Source organism: Avibacterium sp. 21-586 (genome assembly GCF_026226775.1).
Classification (GTDB): Bacteria; Pseudomonadota; Gammaproteobacteria; order Enterobacterales; family Pasteurellaceae; genus Avibacterium.
The window spans coordinates 714,540-735,534 of sequence record NZ_JAKKOD010000001.1 but is presented as its reverse complement, the minus strand read 5'-3'; the positions used below and the strand labels follow the sequence as shown (position 1 = coordinate 735,534).

23 protein-coding genes are annotated in these 20,995 nt (G+C 38.0%); 8 read left to right on the top strand and 15 right to left on the bottom strand.

Annotated features, from left to right (window positions below):
• Positions 1–963 (bottom strand): TAXI family TRAP transporter solute-binding subunit, encoded by a 963-nt coding sequence (locus L5B71_RS03345; protein WP_265756967.1) that lies wholly within the window; start codon positions 961–963, stop codon positions 1–3.
• Positions 964–1,610: 647 nt separating this feature from the next.
• On the opposite strand from L5B71_RS03345, the gene L5B71_RS03340 reads away from it, so the two are divergent.
• From L5B71_RS03340 to L5B71_RS03310, 7 genes are all read left to right on the top strand, one after another.
• On the top strand, positions 1,611–3,020 hold the full coding sequence (locus L5B71_RS03340) for a hypothetical protein (RefSeq protein ID WP_265756966.1): 1,410 nt from the start codon (positions 1,611–1,613) through the stop codon (positions 3,018–3,020).
• A 12-nt stretch (positions 3,021–3,032) separates the two neighbouring features.
• Positions 3,033–4,022 carry a porin gene (locus L5B71_RS03335; protein ID WP_265756965.1) on the top strand — a complete coding sequence of 330 codons (990 nt, stop codon included), beginning with the start codon at positions 3,033–3,035 and terminating at the stop codon, positions 4,020–4,022.
• Between the two features lie 519 nt (positions 4,023–4,541).
• Positions 4,542–4,715 (top strand): YqaE/Pmp3 family membrane protein, encoded by a 174-nt coding sequence (locus L5B71_RS03330; RefSeq protein ID WP_265756964.1) that lies wholly within the window; start codon positions 4,542–4,544, stop codon positions 4,713–4,715.
• 180 nt (positions 4,716–4,895) lie between these two features.
• Complete coding sequence (locus tag L5B71_RS03325) at positions 4,896–5,201, top strand: transposase (RefSeq protein WP_265756211.1); 306 nt, start codon at positions 4,896–4,898, stop codon at positions 5,199–5,201.
• On the top strand, positions 5,198–6,040 hold the full coding sequence (locus tag L5B71_RS03320) for an IS3 family transposase (protein WP_265756475.1): 843 nt from the start codon (positions 5,198–5,200) through the stop codon (positions 6,038–6,040). The genes L5B71_RS03325 and L5B71_RS03320 overlap by 4 nt, the downstream gene beginning before the upstream one ends.
• Before the next feature lie 410 nt (positions 6,041–6,450).
• Positions 6,451–6,681, top strand: a complete 231-nt coding sequence (locus tag L5B71_RS03315) for a hypothetical protein (RefSeq protein ID WP_265756962.1) — start codon at positions 6,451–6,453, stop codon at positions 6,679–6,681.
• Between the two features lie 161 nt (positions 6,682–6,842).
• Positions 6,843–7,442 (top strand): helix-hairpin-helix domain-containing protein, encoded by a 600-nt coding sequence (locus L5B71_RS03310; RefSeq protein ID WP_265756961.1) that lies wholly within the window; start codon positions 6,843–6,845, stop codon positions 7,440–7,442.
• 58 nt (positions 7,443–7,500) lie between these two features.
• Here L5B71_RS03310 and putP read toward each other — a convergent pair whose 3' ends face one another.
• Positions 7,501–8,997 (bottom strand): sodium/proline symporter PutP, encoded by a 1,497-nt coding sequence (gene putP / locus L5B71_RS03305; RefSeq protein WP_265756960.1) that lies wholly within the window; start codon positions 8,995–8,997, stop codon positions 7,501–7,503.
• A 541-nt stretch (positions 8,998–9,538) separates the two neighbouring features.
• On the opposite strand from putP, the gene L5B71_RS03300 reads away from it, so the two are divergent.
• Entirely contained in the window at positions 9,539–10,708 is a 1,170-nt protein-coding gene (locus tag L5B71_RS03300) for a 3-phenylpropionate MFS transporter (RefSeq protein ID WP_265756959.1), read from the top strand.
• 25 nt (positions 10,709–10,733) lie between these two features.
• Here L5B71_RS03300 and hda read toward each other — a convergent pair whose 3' ends face one another.
• The 13 genes from hda to hisB form a co-directional block, all read right to left on the bottom strand.
• Entirely contained in the window at positions 10,734–11,423 is a 690-nt protein-coding gene (gene hda, locus L5B71_RS03295) for a DnaA regulatory inactivator Hda (RefSeq protein WP_265756958.1), read from the bottom strand.
• Positions 11,424–11,529: 106 nt separating this feature from the next.
• A complete protein-coding gene (locus L5B71_RS03290) occupies positions 11,530–12,783 on the bottom strand; it encodes a nucleobase:cation symporter-2 family protein (RefSeq protein ID WP_265756957.1) in 1,254 nt (417 codons plus the stop codon).
• Between the two features lie 99 nt (positions 12,784–12,882).
• On the bottom strand, positions 12,883–13,509 hold the full coding sequence (upp, locus tag L5B71_RS03285) for a uracil phosphoribosyltransferase (RefSeq protein ID WP_265756956.1): 627 nt from the start codon (positions 13,507–13,509) through the stop codon (positions 12,883–12,885).
• Positions 13,510–13,648: 139 nt separating this feature from the next.
• Complete coding sequence (locus L5B71_RS03280; protein WP_265756955.1) at positions 13,649–14,152, bottom strand: chorismate--pyruvate lyase family protein; 504 nt, start codon at positions 14,150–14,152, stop codon at positions 13,649–13,651.
• A 9-nt stretch (positions 14,153–14,161) separates the two neighbouring features.
• The gene (gene hisIE / locus L5B71_RS03275; protein WP_265756954.1) at positions 14,162–14,773 is read right to left on the bottom strand and encodes a bifunctional phosphoribosyl-AMP cyclohydrolase/phosphoribosyl-ATP diphosphatase HisIE; all 612 of its coding nucleotides are present in this window, start codon (positions 14,771–14,773) and stop codon (positions 14,162–14,164) included.
• A gap of 1 nt (position 14,774) precedes the next feature.
• On the bottom strand, positions 14,775–15,134 hold the full coding sequence (locus L5B71_RS03270; RefSeq protein WP_265756953.1) for a hypothetical protein: 360 nt from the start codon (positions 15,132–15,134) through the stop codon (positions 14,775–14,777).
• Positions 15,135–15,231: 97 nt separating this feature from the next.
• Complete coding sequence (gene hisF / locus L5B71_RS03265) at positions 15,232–16,008, bottom strand: imidazole glycerol phosphate synthase subunit HisF (protein WP_265756952.1); 777 nt, start codon at positions 16,006–16,008, stop codon at positions 15,232–15,234.
• Positions 15,990–16,742, bottom strand: a complete 753-nt coding sequence (gene hisA / locus L5B71_RS03260; protein ID WP_265756951.1) for a 1-(5-phosphoribosyl)-5-[(5-phosphoribosylamino)methylideneamino]imidazole-4-carboxamide isomerase — start codon at positions 16,740–16,742, stop codon at positions 15,990–15,992. Before hisA ends, hisF begins: the two co-directional genes overlap by 19 nt.
• Positions 16,743–16,763: 21 nt before the next feature.
• The gene (locus L5B71_RS03255; protein ID WP_265756950.1) at positions 16,764–17,258 is read right to left on the bottom strand and encodes a protein disulfide oxidoreductase; all 495 of its coding nucleotides are present in this window, start codon (positions 17,256–17,258) and stop codon (positions 16,764–16,766) included.
• Positions 17,258–17,851, bottom strand: a complete 594-nt coding sequence (gene hisH, locus L5B71_RS03250) for an imidazole glycerol phosphate synthase subunit HisH (protein ID WP_265757778.1) — start codon at positions 17,849–17,851, stop codon at positions 17,258–17,260. Before hisH ends, L5B71_RS03255 begins: the two co-directional genes overlap by 1 nt.
• A 63-nt stretch (positions 17,852–17,914) precedes the next feature.
• Complete coding sequence (locus L5B71_RS03245) at positions 17,915–18,760, bottom strand: DUF817 domain-containing protein (protein WP_265756949.1); 846 nt, start codon at positions 18,758–18,760, stop codon at positions 17,915–17,917.
• Between the two features lie 312 nt (positions 18,761–19,072).
• Positions 19,073–19,765, bottom strand: coding sequence for a GNAT family N-acetyltransferase (locus tag L5B71_RS03240; RefSeq protein ID WP_265756948.1), 693 nt, complete (start codon positions 19,763–19,765; stop codon positions 19,073–19,075).
• A 98-nt stretch (positions 19,766–19,863) separates the two neighbouring features.
• Entirely contained in the window at positions 19,864–20,961 is a 1,098-nt protein-coding gene (hisB, locus tag L5B71_RS03235; protein WP_265756947.1) for a bifunctional histidinol-phosphatase/imidazoleglycerol-phosphate dehydratase HisB, read from the bottom strand.
• Positions 20,962–20,995 lie beyond the last annotated feature (34 nt).

Here is a 20,995-nt window from a genome sequence, read left to right as displayed (position 1 = left end):
TTATTTTAACCAACCGCGTTCTTTATAGTAACGCACTGCACCTTCGTGTAATGGCGCAGAAAGTGCGTTTTTAATCATTTCTTCTTCTTTAAGATTAGCGAAGGCTGGGTGTAAACGTTTGAAACGATCGAAGTTGTCAAACACTGCTTTTACAACGGTGTAAACTTTGTCATCAGGTACATCTGAAGATGTTACTAGGGTCGCATATACCCCGAAAGTTTCCACTGGATTATCTGTGCCACGGTATAACCCACCTGGAATAGTTGCTTTGGCATAGTACGGATTTGCTGCCACTAAACGATCAATCGCTTCACCAGCTACAGGAACAAGATGAGCATTACAAGAAGCCGCGGCCTCTTTTAATGCACCATTTGGGTGGCCTACGTTATAGGTAATCGCATCAAGATTGTTATCACACATTACAGATGCCATCTCTGCTGGTTTTAATTCAGACGCTACTTTGAATTCTTTGTCTGTCCAACCTTTTGCTGCCAAAATCACGTTCATTGTTGCACGCGTACCAGATCCAGGATCCCCAACGTTCACGCGTTTACCTTTTAAATCATCAAAAGAATTAATATTAGCATCATCACGCGCCATTAAGGTGAACGGCTCAGGATGAATTGAGAACACTGCACGCAATTTATCATTTTTCTTACCCGCAAAGGAGCTAGTACCGTGGTAAGCGTGATATTGCCAGTCTGATTGCGCAATGCCCATTTCCATTTGATCTGCCGCAATTGCATTTAAGTTTGCCACAGAAGCACCTGTTGATGGTGCGTTACATTTAATATGAGTTTTTGCGGTATCACGATTCACTAATTGACAGATTGATTGACCAACCACATAGTAAACCCCAGTCTGACCACCTGTACCGATGGTAACAAACTGATCTTCCGCTTGCACAGAAAAAGAGGTGGCTGCTAGGCCCGCGATAAGAGAGAGTTTTAATAATTTTTTCATTTTTACTCCTTTTGGATATTAAATTCCTATTAAAGGCGAATCTATGATAGTTAAAGTTCACCGATAAGATGTTGTGAGTCCCAAAATTAACAAAAATTTTACAGACGGGATAAAGATATACCTTAGATTGCTTCTTGTTGCAATCATTTTTTATTAAAGTTGCTTGTAATTTGTATCGTATTTTGGGTTTTTGAGTATAAATTTAACAAAATTTACCGCACTTTATTCTATCTAAAGGAGGGGGGAGTTTTTCTTTGGTGTTTTTTTTTATTTTTATTTTTATATTGGAGTTTTGCTTTATTTTTGCGAGTTAGATCACATTTTTAAAAATTCAAACTTTATTTTCATCTTTTTTTCAGTATGTTACTTAACATAACTGTATCTTTTTAACCACTAGGGGGTAACCTATATGACAAACAAACAAACAAACAAACAAACAAACAAACATAGCACCTGAATTAAATCGCCGCCAACTTTTTTCGTTAGCGGGTGGTGTCGCTGCACTGAGTGTCCTACCTAATCTTTCTTTTGCTAATCAAACAGAACAAACTACTTGTTTAAACACAAGTGATTTTCCTGCACTGCCTGATCCTGCCCAGCAGAATAAATTCTATGCTTTTGATACGGGATTATGGAATGGCCATATTATGTCTAACTGTATTGTTAAGATGGGAACATTTCATAAAGATCCACAAGGGGCGTTATTAATTGAAGGACAATTTGAAACGCCACGCAAATTGTGGGAGCCACGTTTCGATAACGGCTATCCTAATGTAATTTACGATCCGCAAGCCAAACTTTACCGTCTCTATTACACGCTATTTGTGAAAGATGATCATTCATTAAATACCACACCAGAAGCACGCAAAAAAGGACCTTATGTGATTAAGGGACGTAAAACAGGGTTAGCCTATGCAGAATCAAAAGATGGTATTCATTGGACGAAGCCAAATTTAGGCTTGGTTGAATTTGAAGGCTCGAAAGACAATAACCTTATTTTGCGTGATGTGCAAGGAACGGGTGTGCTATATGATGCAAAAGAGCGTGATCCAAGCCGCCGTTATAAATTGATTACCTTACAAGAGATAAAAGGTAAGGCAAATTTATGTGTCGCTTTTTCGGCAGATGGGATTCATTTTAGCGAGTTACAAGTTTGGCCACAAGAGAGTAAATCGCCAGTACCAGGCGGAGATTGCCATAATTCGGTATTTATTGATCCTCGCACCAATGAGTATGTGTTGATTACACGTTTATGGGATAACAATATCCGTGTCAGTGCAATTTCTCGTTCAAAAGACTTTTACCACTGGACACCACCAAAAGAGTTGCATCGAGGTCGAGGCTTTTTTGACCAAGTTTACTCAATGCCTGTTTTTCAATATGAAGGGATTTATCTCGGGTTAGCCTCAATTTTCCGTGATGGTGATAATAGTCTGAAACAACAAGATAATGTTGATCTTGAGTTGCACTGGACGACCACGTTAGATCGTTTTATCCCTTGTGCTCCAGATGATGATTCCACTTTTATTCCACACGGTAGTGAAGGGAAAGGTTATCCAGACGGGGAGTTTGATAGTAATGTGATTTTCTCAGCCCTACCTTTAGAACAAGATAATAAGTTAGTTTTCTACTATATGGGCGGTAAAGGTAAACATACTGGTTGGCGAGAAACTGCACTTGGTCGAGGTTATATTGAAAAAGATAAATTTGCCTATTATACCGCGCGTGATCCAGCTAAACCTTGCGTGATCACCACACAAGGATTGAACTTCCCGCAGAAAAAAGTGCGGTTACTTTTAGAACTAAATGCGGGTGAAAGCTGTCAAGTCGCATTGTTAGATCGCAACGGCAAAGTGCAGCAAGAGGGATTTGAAGCGGATAAATCCGTGCTAAGCAAAAGTGCAGATGGCTGGTATGAGCTAAGTTGGCAAAATGCCCCTTATGACAAACTGGATAGCAGCAAATTTTACGCCTTACAGATCACTTTAAACGGTGGAAAGTTATGGGCTATCGCTGATGCGTATCCTCGTCCATTGAAATACACTCGTCATATTTAATAGGAGACACTTATGAAAAAACATCTTATTGCACTAACATTAACCGCACTTTGTGCAAGTGCAGTGCAGGCGACCACAATTTATGAGCAGGAGGGCAGTAAACTCTCGATTGGTGGTTGGGTTGGTGTTCGCTTAGTAAATGCAAAAGCACAGCGTACCACATTAGAAAATCACGCCTCTAATGTTGATTTTTCAATTAAACATCAATTAGGAAATGGCTATTCTGCCTTAGCCTATTTCCGTCTAAAAACAAAACAGCTAAAAGAGAGTGGAGACATAGAGCTTTTTACGGAATATTTGTATGCTGGCATTGAAAAAGAGGGCGTGGGAACATTAACATTGGGTACACAGCGAACCAATGGTTTTTCTGCTAAGGCAGGTGACTATACTTGGTTGACTGGTGAAAATAATAACGTAACAGGAGGAGGGAAAAAGGTTATTAAACTACGTTCCGCTAATTTGAATGGTTGGGTTTTGGGGACAGACTATATTTTCCGTGATTTAAAAGAGAACAACACGGGTAAGAAATATGGCTATGATTTCTATTTAGGATATAGTAAAAAAGTAACCGATGAGCTAAATTTAGGCGGGCGGGTTGCATACTCCTTTGATAAAAACAATCTCAAACGAGATGAGCAGATCATTGAGCAAACACAGCAATCTTGGCGAGTGGCTTTCACTCTAGGCTATAACGATTTTTCTGCGGCGGCTAATTATGGTGAAACTTACCAAACACCGCAATTGGGTGATAAGACAAAGAAAACTTACGTTATGATTGCCACCAAATACCGTCTTGCAAAACCTACCGCCTTGTATGCTCAATATCTGAGAGGCACAGTAAAAACACCGAATAAGACAGATAGCACGAGCAATATTTATAGTTTAGGGATAGAACATAAACTGCATAAAAATGTGGTCACTTGGTTAGAGGGTGCAAGATATTTGCGTAACGATAAGGAGAATGATCGTAAAATTGGTGCAGGATTGAGAGTGTTTTTTTAAATATAAAAAAGATCTGTTCGATAGATATATCTTGATGAATCCAGATCTTTTTGATGACTATATTCGTATAGGTTTGTATATAGTTATAAAGCTTCCTATATTAGTTTATCGCACATATAATGAATTTTAGCTCTTCTTTGAGAAGAGCTATGTCGATTTGATTAAATACTTAAAATCCTGTTATGTTCTATTTTTAGTGTTGTATTTTTTTATTACTAAATAATTTGTACTATTTAATAATTATCAATTTAGATTGAATGAAAAATCCCATTATTAATAATGGGATTTAGTATCTAATTTAGTTAGGTAGAATAGTCAAGTGACAAATTATCTAAATAAATATTATACTAATTCTTCGTTATACAATCATAAAAATTGAGTATTCATTTTATTTTTTCTATATACTAGATAATGAAGGGTAGCCATAGCAGTGTTTTATTGAGAACTAAATTTAGATTGAAAAAAATTGATGAATTTAGTATAATATACAAGTTTTATTGCATATAGATGGAGAAATTTATGATTAGAATCATTATTGCATTATTATTGCCATGGCTTACTTTCTTTACCATTGGTAGACCTTTTTCTGGTATTATTTGTTTGATCTTACAGATAACGCTATTCGGTTGGTTGCCAGCTGCAGTATGGGCAGTTTATGCACTAACAAAATATAATGAATCTAAGTTATTATAGGTTCAGAACTATTCTATAGCTCATAGAATGAGCGTTTTCTTATTTATAATAGGGGGGTAACCCCAATAAAAAGAAAACGCTCACAATTTTTCTTATAAATCTCTTTTTATATCTTGTAGTGGTACACTAATTTTACAGTCCTAGATAGGTGGTAAACTATCACAAAAAGAGGACACTAAAATGAGAAGAACATTTAGCCCAGATTACAAAGTGGCCGCAGTAAAATTAGTCACCGAGCAAGGTTACTCTATTGCCCAAGCCTGTTTAGAATTAGGCATAGGCGAAACAGCCCTGCGTCGTTGGATAAAACAAGTCCAAGCAGAAAAACAAGGCTATGTATTACCAGGAACTAAGCCTCTTTCACCCGAGCAACAACGGATACGAGAGCTTGAGCGACGCATTAAAATACTTGAAGAGGATAAAGAAATCCTAAAAAAGGCTACAGTGATTTTCATGTCACTCGAGCGCAACGCTATCAAGCGGTGAAGACATTAAAATCATATGGAATAAAACGTGTTTGTGCGCTATTTTCTCTTTCAGAACGAGCTTATTATGCTCAGAGAAAGCAAAAAGCTAAGCCCAATAAGCATTTAGGCTTGGCGGTAGAGATAAAGGCGTTATTTGATGAAAGTCGGGGTTCAGCAGGAAAGCGGACTTTAAAGGCGAGATTAAAAAGTAAGGGGATTGAGGTAGGATTAGCCTTAATTCGAAAGCTCATGAAACAACAGGGATTAGTCAGTAAACAGCCACAAAAACGTTGGCGTCAAGGTACATTAGAGAAAGCGTCCACATTGTTTCATAATGTGTTAAATCGGCAATTTAATCCAACCTCAGAGACAACGGTATTATGTGGTGATACAACTTATCTAAAGGTACAGGGGGAGTGGCATTATTTGGCAGTGGTAATGAATTTAGCGCACCGTCAAGTAGTAGGTTGGCGATTACAGAAACAGCATGATTCAATGTTAGTGGTTGGCGCCTTAAATCATGCAATGCTAACAACGGAGAGAACGAGGAGGATGTTGTTTCACTCAGACCAAGGCAGTATTTATGGGAGTGAGTTGTTTATACAATGTGTGAAACAGCATGGTTTGATACAAAGTATGAGTCGCCGAGGAAATTGTTGGGATAATGCGCCGCTGGAACGTTGGTTTAGAAGTTTTAAATATGAATGGATGTTAAAGGGCGGTTATTCTTCCTTAGATGAAGCTAAGGAAGATATTAAACGTTATGTGTTTTACTATAACAGGGTGAGACCGCATAGCTATAATCAAGGATTACCGCCAATTTTAGCGAAAAAAACCTATCAGGGACTGCTAATTTAGTGGATCACTACATTACTTCACAGATATTTCTATTAGTTTTCTAACCCATATAAATGGGGAATGGTTCAGATACTTATTCTTAAACTATAATAGAAAATATTATGATGAAAAAAATGATACTTCATTAGCATATCCTAACGGCAAACTATTTTTCCGACAATTCAATCTATATCAAAGGGATGATAAAGAGGTAATTACGGAAGAAGTTCTTTTCAAAGATGAGGGTATTGTTAATATTTTAACTATAAAAGATATAATACAACCAGAAAGAAAAACGGAATATGAAGAAAAAGAAACTCCGGTCAATATTTCAAACAATTGGATAGATGCTCCTAAAAACTACAAAGATTTTCTTTATCTTTTAGACTATAAAAATATTATCAATGATGAGAAATTGAATTTTTAAGGAAATGATTCTCAAATATAGATATTCAGATATTTTTTTGGTTGAAGATAAAGCATTTTTAACTTCAAAAGGGATTACTGTGAGAAAGGGATTAGATGTATTTGAGATAAAAAATACTTCACCTTTTTTTAAAGAAATTAAAAATTATTTTACAGATTGGGAGGATAATACTTTATGTGAAATCATTTATTCAGAAAAGGAGTTGAATATAGTTGGTGAAGCATCAATTTTATAAAATTCTTTATTTTATATTATGTGAAGGAACTTTTTGAAAAATCTATGCACTAACAGTGTTATCTATAGCATTAAATTAGTATAACTTGTTGTAGATTTCTTATAATGTTATTTTATAAGTATAAGCAATTTTATAAAAATCATTCTACTTAAGGAGTTAAGATGAAATCATTAGGATCAGTATTAGTGTTAAGTTTTGCAGTTGTGACCTCAGGTGTCGCATTGGCAGAAAACTCGTTGTCCTCCCCAAAGGAAGCTGTAAAAGCAACACAGTCAATGACAAAAGAGAATATGCAAAAAGCTAAAGATTTAGTAAAAGACAAAGCACATCTTGTAAAAGATACGGCAAAAGAAAAGGCTAAGTCGGTAAAATCATCAGTAAGTGAAAAAATAGATAAGGCAAAAAATAAATCGAATGAAAGCAAAAGTGCGGTAAAAAATAAAGCCAAATCTGTCAAAGAGTCTTTAATTGATAAACCATCGAAAGATAAAAACAGTAAGCAATTTATCCAAGATAAAACAAAAGAGAAAGTAAATTCTTTAGCGGAAAAATCAAAATCTTATATGGGTGAAAAAATCAATATTAATAAAGCAGATGTGAAAACTTTACAAAACCTTTCAGGAATTGGTGAAGCTAAAGCAAAAGCTATTGTTGAATACCGTGAGAAAGTTGGCAAAATTCAATCAGTAGAAGCATTATCGAATATTTCAGGAATTGGTGCGGGTACTATTGAAAAAATTGCTCCCTATTTAACATTCTAAGTTTATTTTAGTAATCTAAAGGCTAATCAAATGATTAGCCTTTATCGTTTATAAGAAGTTACTGTTTAGTAAAGCTTTCCACTGCGTGATCAAATTTTTCTGCAATTTGTTTATCTGCGGGAGAAAAAATTGATGAAGTAAGTGTAACAAAAGAACAAGCTAAGAAACCAGGGATAATTTCGTATAAATTTGCAATATCTTTCCAGTTTAGCGTATTCATTAGTGGTTTCCAGATTACCACCGTAATTGCACCAGCTAACATTCCCCATAATGCAGCGTTGGAAGTGATGTTGCGGTTAAATAAGGAAATAATCACCAGAGGGCCAAATGCTGCGCCAAAGCCGGCCCAAGCATAGGATACTAGTCCCATAACTTTGGAATTTGGATCTTGAGCGATGATAATAGCCAGCGTTGCAATAAGCAGTACCATTGCACGGCCAACCCAGACTAACTCTTTACTTGAGGCATTTTTACGTAAAAAACTGTGGTAGAAATCTTCAGTAATCGCCGCAGAACACATTAAAAATTGTGCAGATAGTGTACTCATAATTGCTGCTAAAATAGCGGATAATACAATCCCTACAATCCAAGGATTAAAAATAGCTTTAGATATTTCGATAAAAATGGATTCTGCAGATGATAAAGTAATACCTTTTACTTCAAAATAAGCCAAGCCAAAATAACCCACTGCACAAGCACCACTTAAGCATAGGAGCATCCAAATTATCCCTATTACCCGTGCTTTATCTAGGGCTTGCACAGAACTGGCAGCCATAAAACGGGCTAAGATATGCGGTTGGCCGAAGTAGCCTAATCCCCAAGAAAGGGCAGAAATTACGCCAATGCCTGATACATTATAAAGCCAGTTGGAATAAGGGATTCCTGTTTGTTGTGATTTTGCTTCTAGGGCAAGGGTGATGTCTTCCCAGCTAATGTTGAGTAACACCATCACTGGGGCAAGCAATAAAACGAAAATCATTAGTGAGGCTTGAATGGTATCGCTCCACGAGATCGCCAAATAACCGCCAATAAAGGTATAAGTAATAGTTGCCAGTGCACCAAAAATTAAGGCTGTGCTGTAATCAATACCTAATAAACTTTGGAATAATTTCGCCCCCGCAACGACACCTGAGGCACAGTAGATGGTGAAGAAAAACAAGATTACTGAAGAAGAAAGAATTTTTAGCGATTTTGCCCGTTTGGGAAATCGCATAGCAAAATATTCAGGCAACGTGAGTGCATTGCCATAATGTTCGGTGAAAACCCGTAGACGCCCTGCTACAATACGGTAGTTTAGATATGCCCCTACAGTTAAGCCGATGGCAATCCATGCTTCCGACAAGCCAGTGAGAAAAATTGCCCCTGGTAACCCAAGTAACAACCAACCTGACATATCTGAGGCACCGGCGGACATTGCGGTAACAAAGCTACCCATTTTGCGGCCGCCTAAAATGTAATCGTTAAAATTTTTGGTGGAAATATAGGCGTATATTCCAATACCTAAAATAATAACAAGATAAAGTCCAAAAGCTGTGTAGATTTGATAATTCTGCATACTTTCTCCCTATAAAATTATTGTTATTCAATTGCCATTAGGGGTAATTTCCCTTTGTGGCTGGAATATTCTCACTGCGTGAAAATTCGTCATATAGCAAAGTCAGCGTCTGATTAACTATTTTAATTATATAAACCGTTAATCGTAGAATTATTCTGCGTCAATTTCTGACATATTTATGTATCAATAGACGATACAAACATTGCGTTTTGTAACCGTTGATAAGCGACAGTTAGACGAGCATGATACTGACCGAGTAATAAAACTGAAGTGTTTTTATAATCAATGCTATTGAGTTTTTCTGTAATACTAGACAATGCTTTGTTTTTTGCAAGTATCGATGAATAATATTGTGCTTTTTTGGTTGAATAGTGAACATAAAGTTTCATCTCTACTTTAGCTGTGCACCGTAATTCGTGTTTACCAAAAGGTTATACATCAATTACTACAGTAACTTTTATCACTTTTCTCATTATAATTTCCTTTGGATATTCACTATGCAAAAGTATAATAGCGAAATTTAAATTTATTGTAATAAATTATGCAAAAACTTACTCCTTTCCAGTGGTCATCTTTTAATTTCTTTGGTTTTTATTGTGCTTATGGCGTGATCGTCCCGTTTCTACCGATTTGGTTGCAGCAATATGGCTATGATATGGAATTAATTGGTAGTTTGATTTCATTGGGATACTTGTGTCGTTTTGCGGGGGCGATTGCTTTTACCAAAAATTTACGCCATCTTGACCAACTCATTCCATTAACCCGTTTACTTACTTGGTTAAGTGTTATTGTCTTACTTGGTGTAAGTTGGGCGGTACAATCTCTGTGGTTATTGCTGCCTATTTTGGCGATATTTCATATGCTAAATGGGGCAATTATGCCAGTGTGCGATACCATTGCGGCAAGCTGGCATCGTCAGTTAGGGATAGATTATGGAAAAAGCCGATTATTTGGATCCTTTGCGTTTGTTGTGGGGTCAATGACAGCAGGTTATTTACTTGGCTGGCTTGGAGAGAGTGCCATTATCGGTATTATTATTGGTTATTTGATATTTTGGGGATTGGGAATTAGCCTTAATCCCACTCAGCGATTTCAAGAAGAGCAACGGGAAAAAAGCATATCTTCCATACGTTATTCTGATCTATTAAAAAATCCAATCACCCTAAGAATGGTTGTTTCGACAGCCTTAATTCAAGGATCGCATGCAGCTTGTTATGCTTATGGTACGATTTATTGGTCAGAAAATAATATTACCACCTCATCAATTAGCTTGTTGTGGAGTTTAGGTGTCATTGCAGAAATTATCTTTTTCTATTTTTCTAAGAGCCTGTTGAAAAATTGGAAAATTCATTATTTAACGCTTTTTTCTGCAACAGCCGCCATTATTCGTTGGCTAACAATTGCTTACACAACGGATCTTAGCTTCTTAATGCTTGCTCAGATCCTGCATGCGTTTACTTACGCAATGGGACATTTAGCTATTATTCGTTATATTACTTCCCAGCCAAGTGAAATGATTCCAAAATTACAGAGTATATATTTTGCTAGTTCCAGTTGCATTATGATGGCATTATTTACCTTTATTTCAGGGATTGTTTATCCTTATTCAGCACAAATGAGCTTTGTACTAATGGCACTTTTTGTGGTTCCTGCCTTATTCTTGGTACCAAAAAGTTTTAGTTCTGAGTATAAACAAAGAGGCGAAGCCTAAAAGTGCGGTGAGATTTTGCCAAAATTTATAACTGTAAAATGGCTTTCACGAAAGGAATAGTAAGTTTGCGTTGTGCTTGTAAAGACGCTTTGTCTAAATCAGCCAGCGCTTGGAATAGGGTGTGCATATCGCGATCAAGGCGTTTAAGCAGAAAGTTAGCGGTTTCGTCTGGCAATTCAATGCCACGCGAATGGGCCTTTTGTTGCAGCACCTCAATTTTCTGCTGGTCATCTAAAGGCGCAAGCTGATAACTTTCCCCCCAAGATAAACGCGAAGCTAAATCAGGCAATTTCACCGATAATGCGTTTGGCGATTGATTAGCACTGATGAGCAAAATGCTTTGCCCTTGTTCGCGCATACGGTTAATCAGGTCAAAAATTGCCAGTTCCCATTCATCATTGCCGATCACCGATTGAATATCGTCTAAGCAAACCAAATCTTGCTGTTCTAAATTTTCCAGCACTTCAGGGGAGAAATATTGAGATTTGCTCAATGGCACATAAATAGAAGGGCGTTGTCGCACTAAAAATTCATTAGAGCAGGCTTTTAGCAAATGCGTTTTTCCGCTACTTTCCGATCCCCAAACATAGAAAAACTGCTGTTTAGGTTCCGCAAAATTTTTATGCAAGGAATCAAGCAACAATAAATTATTGTCGGCATAAAAATTCTCAAGGGTTTCTTCATCAATTTGATGAATGGGAAGCGGTAGCTGCAAATCTAATAACCAATGTGTTCGTAAACTAAAGTGCGGTAAGAATATACAAAAAAAATAGGGATAAATAAAGCCTACCCCTATTTTCTACGTTGAATTTGGTGGAATTTTATTCTTGAATTTCGACCTGATCTTTCGCTTTCGGTAAAATCAAGTTAAGAATAATCGCCACAACCGCACACAAACTAATACCTTTTAGGGATACTTCGCCGAAGTTCACGAACATTCCGCCGATACCAAAGGTCATTACCACAGAAATAATGCACAGATTACGTGCTTCGGTTACATCAACTTTACCACGGATTAAGGTACTCATTCCCACAACGGCAATCGAACCAAACACCAACATCATAATGCCGCCCATCACAATAGTTGGAATGGTAGAAAGGAATGCACCCACTTTTCCACAGAAAGAAATGGCAATTGCCCATACTGCAGCCCAAGTCATAATATTTGGATTGAAGTTGCGTGTTAGCATTACAGCACCAGTAACTTCAGCGTAAGTGGTATTCGGTGGACCACCTAATAATGAAGCCGCAGTGGTTGCCACGCCATCACCCAATAAAGTGCGGTGTAACCCCGGTTTTTTTAGGAAATCTTTACCCGTTACTGAGCTAATCGCCATAATGCCGCCAACGTGTTCAACAGCAGGGGCAATGGCGATAGGTAAGAGATATAAAATCGCTTCCAGTTTAAATTCTGGCGTGGTGATATTTGGCAGGCTGAACCAAGGTGCATCTAGTACAGGTTGGAAATTGATTAAACCTAAAAATAAGCACAACACATAACCTGCGGTGATCCCAAACATAATTGGGATCAATTTCATAATCCCTTTAGCAAACACCGCAACAGAAAGGGTAGTCAGCAAGGTAACCATTGAAACGATCACCGCATCATTGTATTCATAGGCGGAATTTTTGCCTAATGCCATATCCACTGCCACAGGCGCTAAGCCCATACCGATAATAATGATTACAGGGCCAACAACCACAGGTGGGAACACTTTTTGCAGTGCTTCAGCCCCTCTTAATTTTACTAAGGTGCTTAGTGCGAAATAGACTAAGCCGGTGCAGGCAAGCCCCCCCATTGTTACCGCAATGCCCCAAGTAGCAACACCATATTGGATTGGTGCAATAAATGCAAAAGAAGAGGCTAGAAAAATTGGTACTTGTTTGCCCGTGCATAATTGGAAAATTAATGTTCCAATGCCTGCGGTTAATAAGGCGGTGTTTGCATCTAGCCCTGTAATTAACGGCACAAGCACTAACGCACCAAAGGCTACAAACAACATTTGCAAGCCGACAAACGCCTGCTTCGCTTTACTTTCCACCTCGACAGGTGCATTTGGATTGGTTTTTGTCATTTTAAGTTTCAACTCTCTGTCTGAATTAACTTTAAAAAAACGCTTTATTTGCATAAAACGCACGGAAAAAAACGGCATAAATGCCGTTTCTAAAAAAGGTTATTTGGTACCAAAAATCTTATCACCTGCATCACCTAAACCAGGGATAATGTAGCCGTGTTCATTTAATTTTTGATCGATAGATGCGGTATATAATTCCACATCTGGGTGTGCGTTTTCTAACGCCGCAATCCCTTCAGGTGCTGCTACTAATACCAAGACTTTGATTTGATTACAGCCTTTTTCTTTTAACAAATCAATGGTGGCAATCATTGAACCGCCTGTTGCTAGCATCGGATCCACCACGATCGCTAAGCGCTCTTCTAAATCACTGGCGAGTTTTTGGAAGTAAGGCACAGGTTGAAGGGTCTCTTCATCGCGGTACATTCCCACCACGCTAATTCTCGCACTTGGGATATGCTCTAACACGCCGTCCATCATTCCTAGACCTGCACGCAGAATTGGCACAACGGTTACTTTTTTACCTTTGATGCGATCTACTTCCACAGGGCCGCACCAGCCATCAATAATGACTTTTTCTGTTTCTAAATCTGCCGTTGCCTCATAAGTGAGCAAGCTACCCACTTCCGTGGCTAATTCACGGAAATCTTTGGTGCTAACATCAGCGGCACGCATTAGACCTAATTTGTGTTTGACCAATGGATGTTTGACTTCAACAATTTTCATCTGTAACCCCTTATTTCGACCCGTAAAAATAAAATCGACAAATTCTAAATCAAAGTGACGAAAATTAACAGCGAAATTACGCAAAATCAGTGAAAAAAGTGCGGTGCTTTTTCACTGATTTTTTAATATAAAGGACAAATTAAGTGGGAAAAGGAAAATCTTCGAGAAATAACTCTTTGATTTGTAAAGGATACCCTTTGAGATCAAAATCAGAAAAGCGCATATAAAGCCCTGTTTCAGGATCTTGCCGCCAATATAGCGAAACACGCTGCATAGGTTGTTTGAATAGCCACAAACCAATGGGTTGTTCGCCCAGTTGAAGCACATATTGCGCCACATTCTGCACGGTGGTTTCAGGAAGTGTCGTTTGTGCAAAAATCCACGGTATGCCATCGGCTTTCAGCAACACTTCGCGTAGCCAAATTTTTTCAAGTGCGGTGCTTTTGGGCGAAATTTTTTCGCTTAAATTTTCTTGCCAGCCTTGATGAATCACTTCTACGTCAAGTTGTTGGCAGGCTTGCTGCAATTTTTGCGTTAGCGAGTCTTGATGTTGCACCCATCGGGCAATTTCAGCTACAGCAAAATGCCCTGATGTCTGCCAATCAGGGCAAGAGAGTAATTCACGATAATGCTCAAAATCCATTTTTTAGACTTATTTTTGATGACGTTCTCTCAGCTTAGCGATAACATTTGCCCAGCTCAAATTGGCATCTTGCAGTAACACCGTTAAATGATAGACCAAATCCGCCGCCTCGCAAATGGTTTCTTCGCGATCTTTTACCGTTGCCGCTAACGCAGTTTCCACGCCTTCTTCCCCCACTTTCTGTGCAATGCGTTTCGTGCCACGAGAATAGAGATGAGCGGTGTAAGAGCTTTCGGGATCTGCCCCTTTACGACTAGCGATCAAACGTTCTAATTTGCTTAGCCAAATCCAATCAGGTTGATCTTGTTGTTCAAATTGATGAAAACAACTTTCCGCTCCAGTATGGCAGGTTTCACCCACGGGATCAGCCAAAATCAATAAGGTATCGTTATCACAATCCAAGCTCATATCCACCACATTAAGGAAGTTTCCTGAGGTTTCGCCTTTTGTCCATAAACGTTGCTTAGTGCGGGAGAAAAAGGTTACCCGTTTTTCTGCTAAGGTTTTTTCCAAAGCTTCTGGATTCATATAGCCCAACATCAATACTTCGCAAGTGGTGGCATTTTGCACAATAACAGGTAGCAAATTATCTATTTTTTGCCAGTTGATTTTCTGTTGCATATTAACACTCCAAACGAATAATCAATTGGCTTTTATCCACAGATTTTTTAATTATCTGCTCATTTTCGATTGGTGCTGTACAACCACGAGACTGGATATAATTTTTCACTATTTTTAAGGCGGTAGCTTCGTTTATCTCTGTTCTATTTTGCTTCACGATGTGAATAAAATAAGGGCGTGAAAAAAGCTTGATGTAGGTATTAAGCGTATATTTTTCCATATTTTCGGTAATCACTGCGTGATTTTCTTCAACAATTGAAAGAGTAGTTAAATCTTTTGTTAAATCATTATTTTTCGGGGTTGTACAAGCTGTAATAAATAATGATAATAATGCAAAAATAGAAAGTTTGGTTATTTTCATTGCGTAATTCTCTCTGTTTATTTTAATAGATAGATTTTTAGAATGCTTATCACATAATGCTATGTGGGTAAAATATAAACAATAATATTATATTACCTTAGGTATATCTGACAATAATATCTTGAGAGTTAAGATAATCTTTTAACTCCCCAATATTAATAATCTGTTTATGAAACACACTTGCTGCTAACGCACCATCGACATCTGCTTCAACAAACGCATCTCGGAAATGTACCATTTCTCCTGCACCGCCAGAGGCAATTAGGGGAACATGGCAGACTTCACGCACTTTTTTCAGTTGTACTAAGTCATAGCCATTACGCACGCCATCTTCATTCATCATATTCAGTACAATTTCACCTGCACCACGTTTTTGCACTTCTTGTACCCAGTCTATGGTTTGCCAAGTTGTCTGGCGAGTACGTTTTTCATCACCCGTGTATTGATTGACCCAATACTTGCATGTTGTCTGCTCAAACCAGCTATCCACTCCAACCACAATCGCTTGTACACCAAAACGCTCGGCTAATTGGTTTATCAAATCTGGATTAGCAAGTGCGGGGGAATTTATCGAAATTTTATCTGCACCAAAGGCAAAAATTTGTTCAGCATCCGCAATGGTTTTAATTCCTCCCGCAACACAAAATGGGATATCAATCACTTGGGCCACACGTTCTACCCAGCTTTTATCCACCGTTCGTCCGTCTGATGAGGCGGTGATGTCGTAAAACACCAGTTCGTCCGCCCCTTCTTCCGCATAGCGTTTCGCTAAGGGAACAATATCGCCAATAATTTCGTGATTGCGAAATTGCACGCCTTTCACCACCTGTCCATCACGAACGTCTAAGCAAGGAATTATGCGTTTTGCCAACATTGAATTGCCTCCGCTACATCAAATTTACCCTCTAACAAGGCACGCCCTACAATCACACCTGCGACACCTGTTCCTTTCAAGGCTTCAATATCGGCTAATGAACCAATACCGCCAGAAGATTGAAATTGTATGTTGGGATATTTTGCGCAAATTTCACGGTATAACGCCACGTTTGAGCCTTGCAATGTGCCATCTCGGGAAATGTCGGTACATAAAACGTGCTGTAATCCAACGGTTTGAAAATATTCAATTAACTGTTCTAAGGTGAGAGAACTGGCTTCCTGCCAGCCGCTAATGGCTACGATTTTTTGACCGCTTGCATCAATATTAATATCCAAAGCTAATACAAATTTTTCTGCACCGTATTTTTTAAACCAACTTTTTACCATTTCAGGTTGCTTAACTGCCGTTGAACCAATCACGACACGACTTGCGCCGACTGCTAATAAATCCGCTACATCTTGCTCGCTACGAATACCACCGCCCACTTGAATAGGGCAATCAATCGCAGCGATAATCTCACCAATTAATGCGGTCTGACGTTTGCTCGGATCTTTAGCCCCTGTCAAATCCACCAAATGCAACTGTTTTGCCCCTTGTTGCACATAATCAGCAAACTGTGCTATTGGGTTATCGTTATAAGTGGTCTGTTTTGCGTAATCACCCTGATGTAAACGCACAACCTTGCCGTCAATCAGATCCAGTGCGGGAATAATTTGTGATGTTTTTTTCATTGTTGTGTTCTCTTTTGTTTATTAACTAAGCCATAAACGTAATTTCAAGCCCCACGGGCTGCTTAATCCTGTGGTAGTGTGAACAATTTTGCCGTTTTTAATAATGATAATGCTTGGCGTAACCTGAATGTGCCATTGGGCGGAAAGCTCACCTTGTGGGTCATTTACCGTTAAAAAATTATATTGATGTTGCTGTAAATAGTTTTGTACTGCCTGCTTATTACCTGATTTTAATGCTACGCTAACCACTTGTACGCCGTCATTAGCAAGGCTTGCAATGCTTGGTGAAGTGAGTGAGCAAATGCTGCACCAACTCCCCCAAAAATAGAGTAGTACTGGTTTTTCATGGCTTAATTCTGCTAGCTGAAATTTTTCACCATTTAGTGCAATCAACGTCTGGTGTAAGGCATTTTCAGGAGCGTTGGGGCGCCGCCAATAATCAATAGCAAAAGATATAACGCCAAATAACAAGGCGAAAATGAATAGATTTTTTATTGCACTTTTGATTTTTTTCATTATAGATTTTCCACAAAATTTCTCAATAACTGCGAACCTACCTTACCAGAGCGTTCCGGATGGAACTGTACACCATAAAAATTGCCATTATTCAGTGCTGCTGAAAATGGGACACCATAATCGCAAGTAGCAATAGTGTGCTCATTTGGTAGCACTGCAAAGCTATGCACAAAATAGAAGTAGCTATTCACTGGAATATCCGAAAAGAGCGGTTCATTTTCAGCAAATTTTACTTGGTTCCAACCCATATGTGGCAAGGGTAGTCCTTTATCAGGTAGCTTTGCTGTTGTTCCCGACATAATACCCAGTGTCTTTACATCGCCTTCTTGAGAAAATTGAGCCAATAGTTGCATTCCTAAACAGATGCCGAGAACGGGCTGTGTAAGCTGTTTAATCGTATCAATTAAATTTCGATTGGCTAAGTTGAGCATCGCAGCCTTAGCGGTTCCTACTCCTGGGAGTAATAATTTATCCGCTTGCTTAATTTGATTAAGATCTTGGCTAATCTCTGCTTTATATCCTAGGCGTTCAAATGCAAATTTTACAGAGGATAGGTTTGCACAGCCTGTGTCGATGATGATAATATTTGTCACTTTATTCACTATTTCCTTTGTTTTTTGTTACAAGTAATTTGACTGTCATAAAATTTTTCCAAATCAATCCCTTGAAACATGAATTGTATGTTTTATATGTTTTAAATTTGCCACAATGGTAAATGTCATCACAATTAACAGCGACCAAGCTCCCCACTTCCCTAAATAAACGGTTGTCCAAGCAGAAATTTGATGAGGATACTGCCAAATACCAATAAAAGTACCAATATTTTCTGCTAACCAAATAAAAAAGCCGATTAATGCAAATGCCAATAATAAGGGCATTTTTCGTTTACGATCATAAGGTGTAAAATAAACGTAAGTACGTGCATAAAGCCCCATTGCAAAGGCGGCTAAATACCAACGATAATCATCAATATAATGATGTGTGAAAAAGTTTAAATAAATGAGTATTGCCACTGAAGTCGAAAGCCAATATGGTGGATGCCTTTTAATTTTTAAATCAAATAACCGCCACGCTTGAATAATATAACTACCGACAGCAGCATACATAAATCCTGCAAATAATGGCACGCCTGCTATTTTAGTATACGCAAAATCAGGATAAGTCCATGATTGAATGCTACTTGATGTTTTAAAATATTCCAAAATAAAACCGACAAAATGAAATAAGGTAATGGATTTTATTTCATCTAGGGTTTCTAATTTTGCCCAAAACATAATGCCTTGTAGAATCAAAGCTAAAATAAATAAAACATCATAACGTGGAATGCCCCATATACCTGATTTAGGAACAATAAAAATGGTAATAAAAAATAATCCAGCAAACAGACAAGATCTTGCTTCCTTTAAACCAAAAAATAAAAATTCTATGATAAAACGTTTTATACCATTGAGTTGAGGGTTTGGCTTATGGTAAATAAGCCAATTGTCTAATTTATTTAACATTTTTATTTTTAACCATCTTATTGCGATAATACTTATCTTCAAACATATTTATATAACAAGAGGTTACCTTTCCAACAAATTTGCAAAAAAGCACCGCACTTTTATTTTAAAGATTATAGTACCCCTTTAGAGCTTGGTAGCTCATTACCTTCGATACGAATGGCTTGTCAAAATTAGCTTATCCGTCTGGACTATTTTGGTTAAATGACAGCTAATGTTAACGTGACAACCCAATCAGTCAAAAGCAAATTTCGCTGAAGAAAGATTGGTACATCCTGTGTCGATGATAACTAAATTTATAGTATTTTCTCTCTATTCCATTGTAGATAAGGCGACTTTTTGCTGTCCGTTAATATCAAAATTATCATCTGATAACCAACGTTGAAATCGTAATTTTTTACTTTCCCATTCGTAATCTAACATAGAATACCAGTTTGTATCTCGGTTTCGCCCTTTATAAACCTGGGCTTGTCGGAATGTTCCTTCAAAGCAAAAGCCAAGTCGTTTTGCCGCATGGTTGGAAGCCTGATTTAAACTGTCACATTTCCATTCATAACGGCGGTATTTCAATTTCTCAAAAACATATTTAGCCAGTAAAAATTGAGCTTCTGTGCCTATTTTTGTTTTTTGTAGTATTGGTGAGTAAGTAATCCAACCAACCTCAATAACTCTATTATCTGGGTCAATACGCATCAAGGCAAATGTACCCACTGCCTTTTGTGTTTGTTCATCAATAATAGAAAAGTAATAAGGATCTTTCGAGGTTTCTAGTTTAGTTAAATAGTTAATAAACGTATTTCTATCACTAAAGGGATCTAAAGGTAAATAGGTCCAATAATGTAAAGGTGATGAGTATACCTCAAATAAATCGTGACCATGTTTGGTGACTGATAATTTCTCTAAGCGACAAAATTGTCCTTGTAGTAAAGTCGCTGAAGGGGAGTCTCCAGCAGAATAGTGTTGTAATGCTTCGCCAATTGCTTGGTTAAATTCGTTATATCTCATTATGAATGTTCCTTGTAAGCGTTCAAATATTAACAATAGTATTTATGTTTATTCATTCTTTAGTGGGATAAAAATAAGCTCACTTTGTTATGGTGGGATTACAAAACCCCCTTACTACTTGGTAGTTCATTGCCCTCAATACGAATGGCTTGTCTTAATGTTCGTCCAAATACTTTAAACAGGCTTTCGATTTTGTGGTGATCGTTGTCGCCTTGTGCCGCAAGGTGTAGCGTTGCTAGCATTGTAAAAGCGATAGATTGGAAAAAATGCTCAGTCAGTTCTGTGCTGAAATCACCGACTTTATCTCGTTTGAAATCGGCTTTAAATTTGATAAATGGTCGCCCAGAAAGATCCATTGCACATTCTGCTTTGCATTCGTCCATTGGCAATACAAAACCAAAACGAGCGATGCCTCGTTTATCACCAATTGCCTGTTTCAATGCTGTGCCGAGTGCCAGTGCGGTGTCTTCTACTGTGTGGTGTTCGTCAATCCAGAGATCGCCTTTGCAATGAATATTCATACGGAAACCACCGTGTGTGGCAATTTGGTCGAGCATATGATCGAAAAAGCCCACGCCAGTATTAATTTGATTTACTCCCGTTTCATCAAGCCACACTTGCACTTTGATATCGGTTTCTTTGGTTGTGCGTTCTACTTCAGCATAGCGTGGTGTACGGTCGCCAATGTTGGTGACTGTTTGTCCTAATAATTTTTCGGTGATCAGCTCCCAGTTTAATTTTTCTGGGTGATATTGCAAAGCTTGAATGCCTAAATTCTTGGCAAGTTCAACATCAGTTGCACGGTCGCCAATCACAAAACTTGTTGCAGGATCAAACAGCTGTCGGCTGATATATTTTTCTAATAATTTTACTTTCGGCTTGCGGCACTCACAGCTATCTTCTGGTTTATGTGGACAAATTAAGACGTCATCAAATTGAATGCCCTGTGAATTAAAAATCTGCATCATTGCATTGTGTGGTTTATCAAAATTTTCTTGTGGAAAAGACGCCGTACCCAAACCATCTTGGTTACTCACCATCACCAAACGATAGCCCGCTTGTTGTAGTTTTAATAGTGCTGGGATCACCTTAGCTTCAAGTTTTAATTTTTCTAGACTATCAATTTGAAAATCTGTTTTTGGTTCGTCAATTAATGTGCCATCACGGTCGATAAATAAGATTGATTGTTGTGTCATTTTATTTTTCCTTTTGATTGTGAATAAGTGCGGT